Source organism: Tenacibaculum piscium, from assembly GCF_021390715.1.
Lineage (GTDB): Bacteria > Bacteroidota > Bacteroidia > Flavobacteriales > Flavobacteriaceae > Polaribacter > Polaribacter piscius.
In genome coordinates, this window is sequence record NZ_JAJGWT010000016.1 from 12612 (window position 1) to 17436 (window position 4825).

General features: G+C 24.8%; 3 protein-coding genes. All 3 read left to right on the plus strand.

Annotated elements, in window-relative coordinates; translation table 11 throughout:
- Window positions 1–665 precede the first annotated feature (665 nt).
- A complete protein-coding gene (locus L0U77_RS11365) occupies window positions 666–1355 on the plus strand; it encodes a hypothetical protein (protein ID WP_233901221.1) in 690 nt (229 codons plus the stop codon).
- A gap of 325 nt (window positions 1356–1680) precedes the next feature.
- Window positions 1681–2403, plus strand: coding sequence for a hypothetical protein (locus L0U77_RS11370; protein WP_233901222.1), 723 nt, complete (start codon window positions 1681–1683; stop codon window positions 2401–2403).
- A gap of 1476 nt (window positions 2404–3879) precedes the next feature.
- A complete protein-coding gene (locus tag L0U77_RS11375) occupies window positions 3880–4587 on the plus strand; it encodes a hypothetical protein (protein ID WP_233901223.1) in 708 nt (235 codons plus the stop codon).
- Window positions 4588–4825 lie beyond the last annotated feature (238 nt).

The window sequence follows — 4825 nt, forward strand, 5'->3', positions numbered from 1 at the left end:
TGTAAAATCTGAATCAAAAACAATTTAAGAAAAAGAAGAAAAAATTGAGAATATTTATAGTTTTCAAAAAAGAGTTTTGAAATGTTTTTTAACTCGTTTATAGAATTTTAAATTTTATCGATTTTTTGAATAGTAATTTAATAATCAAAGTTCGGAATAAACAAAAAGCTACTATTTACAACAACGTATATAATTAATTGCTAGTACTAGCCTACTTACGAAAATCCCTTGGGGGATTTTCTATTCCGATTTTTTTTACTAAATTTAGTCCCGAATCACGCAACAAATCATATACAAATCCGTTAGCAACAATTAGTACGAACAAAAAACCACACAGCAATGAATCAAAGTTTAGACGTTATTTTAATCCTAGGAATCAAACTAGTCCTTTTAATTGGATTTATACTTTTAGTAAAGTTATGGCTTAAAAAAAAGAACAACTTTATACCTGTAATTACTTATTGGATTTTAGGTTTCTTCTTCGTTTTTATGATGTCTCATCAAATTGCAGAATGGTTGTTAATGCAATTCTATTATATAGAGAATCACCTTACAAGAGACAAAGATTCAATAGGCTCAATAAGTGCAATAATTGGACTTGTAATCTATATTTTTGTAGGTGTAAAATACTTCAAAAGAAAAAAACTTTATAAATAAGCCCAAAAATGAAGTATAAAATTCTAATCTATCTTTTCGTGTTTTTATTAGTTTCTTGCAATTCAAAAAGTTCTAAGCCAAAGGACATTGATTCAGGTTTTGAAAAGTCTTTTAAAGAACAAAACGAAAACACATTTAACGAGCATATAGATTCAATAACAAACATATATTCCAATTTTAAATATAATGTTGCGTACGACGGTCCTGATAAATGGAATTTTGATACTGGTGTTTCTGAGCATACAATTTATAGAACTTACGAACCAGATAGTGCAATTACATTTTCAGTAAACGTTATTGAGGTTAAAAAGAATTCAATTAAAAAAAATAAAAACCTGAATATCTGGACTTTATATCAAGAGAATAAGGAACAAATGGATAAGCCACTTACTAAGTTACTTGAGGAACAATTAAATACCAAAGTAGAGGGATTTAAAGCAACCAAAGCATATTTAAAAAATAATGTTGCCTTAAGAAGAACTTTAAACTATATGATTAGAAATTTGGATTATGAATACGATAACACAGTAATACAATATCAAGTACTCATTGATAATTTAACTTTCACATTTAGCCTTGATATACCAACAATGTTCTATAAAGAGAATCCCTATTACTACGAAGAATTATTTAATAATGTCTATTTCTTAAAAAACGGTGAAAGACTTAATCAATTTATGAATAACCAAAACAAATGAAAATATGTCAACACAAGCCTTAGCAAATGAAATCAGTTCATTGAACGAAACAATTAGTGGATTAATTATGGAAATTCAATACTTACGGAATGATTTGGAGAAAAACAGAAATGAGAGTGAATCATTAAGGTTTAGGCTATCCGAATTAGAATCCACAATAGAAAGGAATTAAAACTGTTGCTAACACCGTATAAAATTAATTGCTTGGTTAAAGCCTACTTACGAAAGTCCTCGCGGACTTTCTATCTGTGATTTATTTGCTAACTTTAGTGATTAAATCACGCAACTAATCTTATACAAACACGTTGGCTTTAATTAAGAAATAATGCAGATAAAAGACATTGATACAATAGCTGTTTTAGATACAATTAAAAACATTAATTATTCAAAAATATCAAATACTAAGAAAATAATAGAGACTATTGAAATTGTTGACCCTATTAAAATAATTAACATAACTGAGAAAGGATTAGATTTAGGTTTTTGGAGTGCATTATTATTTGGAACTATATCTACAATTATTTTACTGTGGAATCAAACAAAGAAAAGTAAAGTTTTCGGAAAAATAATAAGTAAAACATACAATCCTCAAGGTTTTTTTAATTATGAAATCAATAATAATGAATTTAAAACTATAAAGGGAGAACAATATTTATTAAAACTATCTTTGAGTTGCTATAGAAAAAGTTTGAATTTTAAAGATGTGAATGTATATGTTTCTTATGGAAACGAAACCATAAAAGGAGAAATTATATGGATGAATGAACACAAATTATCTTTCATTGATAAAACTGGAACAAAAACCGAAAATTTTATAATGAAAATACCTCCTAATGAATTTTTGACTTTTAATAATATTCTTGAAATTGGAAAAACCTCTTTTTATTATTTATCATTTATTGTTCCAAATAAAAAAGGTGAAGTTCTTTATGATAAAATAGAATTAGAGTTTGTCAAACCAAATAATAGTAAAAGGAAATATCAGATTTTTGATATTGACAAAAAACAATATCTATTTGATAAAAATATAATCACAAAAACAAACTAAAGCCAACACCGTATATAATTTATTGCTAGTGCTAGCATACTTACGAAAATCCTTAGGGGATTTTCTATTTCGTTTTTATTTACTAAATTAGTTGTTTGAAACACGCAACAAACCATATACAACAACGTTAGTTTTCATTGCTCAGAAAAAATGAGAATATTAAAGAAAAAATAGAATTATTGAGAATGTTTTTGAATAATTAAAAATCAATAAATCGTAAATTTTTAAACTCATAAAAAACGCTGTTTTGCATAAATCTAAAAAAGAATATTTAGAGTTTTAAAGAAAAAATTTAGAAAAAAACTAACAAATTGAAAATCTTTAAACTCGTAAAAAATTGCTGGTTTGAGTAAATCCAAAAAAGAATATTTAGAATTTTAAAGAAAAAGTTTAATGAAATATAATAAATTTTGAATTTTAAACTCGTGAAAAATCGCTGTTTTACGTAAATCTAAAAAAGAAAGTTTAGATTTTTAAAGAAAAAGTTTAATGAAATATAACAAATTTTGAATTTTAAACTCGTGAAAAAACCTGTTTTACGTGAATCTAAAAAAGAATGTTTAGAATTTTAAAGAAAAAATAAACAAATCTTGAATTTTAAATTCTTAAAAAACTTAGAAACGCAAAAAAACGTGCTTATAAAAATGTTTCGCAACGAAAAACTAACAACGTATATAATTAATTGCTGGTTTTCGCCTACATACGAAAATCCCTTGGGGGATTTTCTATTCCGATTTTTTTTTACTAAATTTAGTCCAGAATAACGCAACAAATCATATACAAATYCGTTGCAATTTATTGTGAAATTTCAGTAAAAAACAAAGTTTTGAACAATCAATTTTGTCAATTATTTCAAGAAAAAAATCAAAAAAAAAAGTATCAAATATCAATAAATATTTTTAAAAATACTGATTCCTAAAACTTTGTGAATAAATTTTAAATCAAGAAAAATTAAAACAAAAAAGAAAAAGCACAAAAAATCAACAAAGATTTAAAAAAACTGATTCCTAAAACTTTGTGAATAAATTTTAAATCAAGAAAAATTAAAAGAAAAAGTACGAAACATCAACAAAGATTTTAAAAAAGCTGATTACGAAACTTTGTAAATAAATTTTAAATTAAGAAAAATTAAAACAAAAAAGAAAAAGTACGAAACATCAACAAAGATTTTAAAAACTGATTCCTAAAACTTTGTGTAAATAAATTTTAAATTAAGAAAAATTAAAACAAAAAAAAAGCACAAAAAATCAACAAAGATTTTTAAAAAGCTGATTCTAGAAAATCGAAAAAGGAATTTTAGAGAAAAAATTGAACAATTAAAAACAACAAATAGCAACAACGTATATAATTAATTGCTGGTTCTCGCCTACATACGAAAATCCCTTGGGGGATTTTCTATTCCGATTTTTTTTACTAAATTTAGTCCAGAATAACGCAACAAATCATATACAAATCCGTTAGGTGCAATACCAAAAAATGAACGCAGGAAAAAAAATCAAACTTCAAGAAAAAGATGAATCTAATTGGTATCCAATTAGAATAAATACACTTGAAAATCATTTTGGAATTTTAATTTGTAAGAATGAACATTTGCCACATTCAAAAGTTTATCCAATTAGAAAAAATATAGCATATTCACTTCAGTATATTGAATTCTTGAACAAAATTAGAACTGATATTTATATGACAGATGTTCTTCTTACTCAAAATATTAAATCAATTTTAGTACACGGTGCAACAATAATTGAAGCTATATTTTATTATTTAATAGAAACAAATGAATTATCGAACACCACAAATTGGATAAAAGTAAAATCTGTAAATACTGGAGAATATGAATTGGCTGAAAAAGTAATAAAAAATGAAATTGTAATATTTGAGAAAACAGAAGACGAAATTAAAACCTCAATGACTTTTGACCAAATGTCCAAAAAAGTTGAAAAAAAGAAGTTATTAGGTATTAAATTTAAAAACTATAGTAGAATAAATGCGTTGAGGAAATTGAGAAATAAAATTCACATTCACGACACAGAACATAATTTTGATACTGATTGGAATAATTTCAATTACAAAGAATTAATTCTTATTTGTGATATTCTTCATTCTATTATAACTTCTGAGTTATTTAAAAATAGTACAATTAATAATAGATTTGACTTTTTAAAAATTGAAAAAAGTGAGTAATAAAAAAAGTAAAGCACCTAACACCGTATATAATTTATTGCTAGTTCTAGCCTACTTACGAAAATCCTTAGGGGATTTTCTATTCCGTTTTTATTTACTAAATTAGTTGCTCGAAATACGCAACAAATAATATACAAAAACGTTGGGCTTAATGCGACAAAAAGTCCCACAATTACAATATATGTACTTTATTTTGTATTTTTGGTACGTATTAAAAAAATATAAGACAAAATGTACC

Coding starts and splice junctions, on each gene's coding strand:
- L0U77_RS11375 (WP_233901223.1), top strand. CDS start 3,880: ATGAACGCAGGAAAAAAAATCAAACTTCAAGAAAAAGATGAATCTAAT.
- L0U77_RS11370 (WP_233901222.1), top strand. CDS start 1,681: ATGCAGATAAAAGACATTGATACAATAGCTGTTTTAGATACAATTAAA.
- L0U77_RS11365 (WP_233901221.1), top strand. CDS start 666: ATGAAGTATAAAATTCTAATCTATCTTTTCGTGTTTTTATTAGTTTCT.